General features: G+C 72.5%; 2 protein-coding genes and 1 pseudogene. All 3 read left to right on the forward strand.

Annotation, left to right across the window (positions count from 1 at the left end; translation table 11 throughout):
* Positions 1–80 precede the first annotated feature (80 nt).
* The gene (locus ABNT58_RS28450; RefSeq protein ID WP_348756715.1) at positions 81–455 is read left to right on the forward strand and encodes a (2Fe-2S) ferredoxin domain-containing protein; all 375 of its coding nucleotides are present in this window, start codon (positions 81–83) and stop codon (positions 453–455) included.
* Positions 455–1,021, forward strand: coding sequence for a cob(I)yrinic acid a,c-diamide adenosyltransferase (gene cobO / locus ABNT58_RS28455; protein WP_348756716.1), 567 nt, complete (start codon positions 455–457; stop codon positions 1,019–1,021). The genes ABNT58_RS28450 and cobO overlap by 1 nt, the downstream gene beginning before the upstream one ends.
* 13 nt (positions 1,022–1,034) lie before the next feature.
* Positions 1,035–1,595, forward strand: a pseudogene (locus ABNT58_RS28460) (aminotransferase); the annotation flags it as partial.

Below are 1,595 nucleotides of genomic sequence, written 5' to 3' on the forward strand. Positions count from 1 at the left end.
AACTTGCCGGCCGACTACATCGCGGCCACGCTGGCCGATACCGACGACGGCCCGGCCGCCAGCACCGAAGAAAGCGAAGCATGACCGACATCACCACTGCGCCCGACCTGGCCGGCACCGAGGTGCCCAAGCCCAAGATCGGCGCCTACCACCGCCACCTGCTGGTGTGCACCGGCCCGCGCTGCTCGCAGGACGGGGCCTCGCAAGCGCTGTTCGACAGCCTGAGCGACAAGCTCAAGGCCGCGGGCCTGAACGAAGGCGCGCTGCGCATCAAGCGCAGCCGCGTCAGCTGCTTCGCGGCCTGCAAGGGCGGCCCCATCGTCTGCGTGCAGCCCGACGGCACCTGGTACTACAACGTGACCCCGGCCAACATGGACCGCATCATCGAGCAGCACCTGGTGGGCGGGCAGCCGGTGGCGCCCTTGGTGTTCCACCAGGCCGGGGAGCGTGCGTGATGGAGATCGTCAGTCCCCCCACCAGCACCTCGCCCAAGCCCGAGGGTGAACGCCGCGGCCTGCTGCTCATCCACACCGGCCACGGCAAGGGCAAAAGCACCGCGGCCTTCGGGCTGGCGCTGCGTGCCCACGGCCGCGGCAAGCCGGTGAAGATCTACCAGTTCATGAAGGTGCCTTCGGCCCGCTTCGGTGAACACCGCGTGTTCGAGCAGCTGGGCGTGCCCATCGAAGGCCTGGGCGACGGCTTCAGCTGGAAGAGCAAGGACCTGGAGCGCAGCGCCCAGTTGGCGCGTGACGGCTGGGCCCGGGCCGAGGCCACCATCCGCGCCGGCGAGCACTTTCTGGTGGTGCTGGACGAAGTGACTTACCCGCTGCGCTATGGCTGGCTGCCGCTGGAGCCGGTGCTGCAGGCGCTGCGCGAGCGCCCGCCCCATGTGCACGTGGTGCTGACCGGCCGCGACGCGCCGCAGGAGCTGATCGCCCTGGCCGACACGGTGACGGAGATGACGCTGGTCAAGCACCACCACCAGGCGGGCGTGCCCGCGCAGCGCGGCATCGAGGATTGATGCGGAGCACGCCATGACCCGCACCCACGGCGGCCCCGACGCCCGCGGCCCGGCCCGTTTCGACTTCTCGACCAATGCCAACGCCGCCGGCCCGTGCCCGATGGCGCTGGCGGCGGTGCAGGCCGCCGACGCCAGCCGCTACCCCGACCCGGGCTACACCGCGCTGCGGGCGCAGCTGGCGGCCTTTCATGGCGTGGCGCCGCAGCGCATCTTGCTGGCCGCCAGCGCCAGCGAGTTCATCCAGCGCATCACCGCCGTCGGCGCCCGGTTGCAGCCCGGCCCGGTGCAGGTGCCGGTGCTGGCCTATGGCGACTACCGCGCCGCTGCGCAGGCTTGGGGCCGCGAGGGGGTGACGGCCGACGACCCGCGCGCCACGCTGCGCTGGCAGGCCGAGCCCGGCAGCCCGCTGGGCCAGGATGCGCCACCGCCGGCCGACCCCGGCGACCGCCCCACGGTGCTGGACGCGGTGTACGCGCCGCTGCGCCTGCAAGGGCAGGGCGCGTGGACGCCGACCCAGCGCGACCAGGTGTTCGTGATGCACAGCCCCAACAAGGGCCTGGGCCTGTGCGGCGTG

It is taken from the genome of uncultured Aquincola sp., assembly GCF_964001545.1.
GTDB lineage: Bacteria > Pseudomonadota > Gammaproteobacteria > Burkholderiales > Burkholderiaceae_C > Aquincola.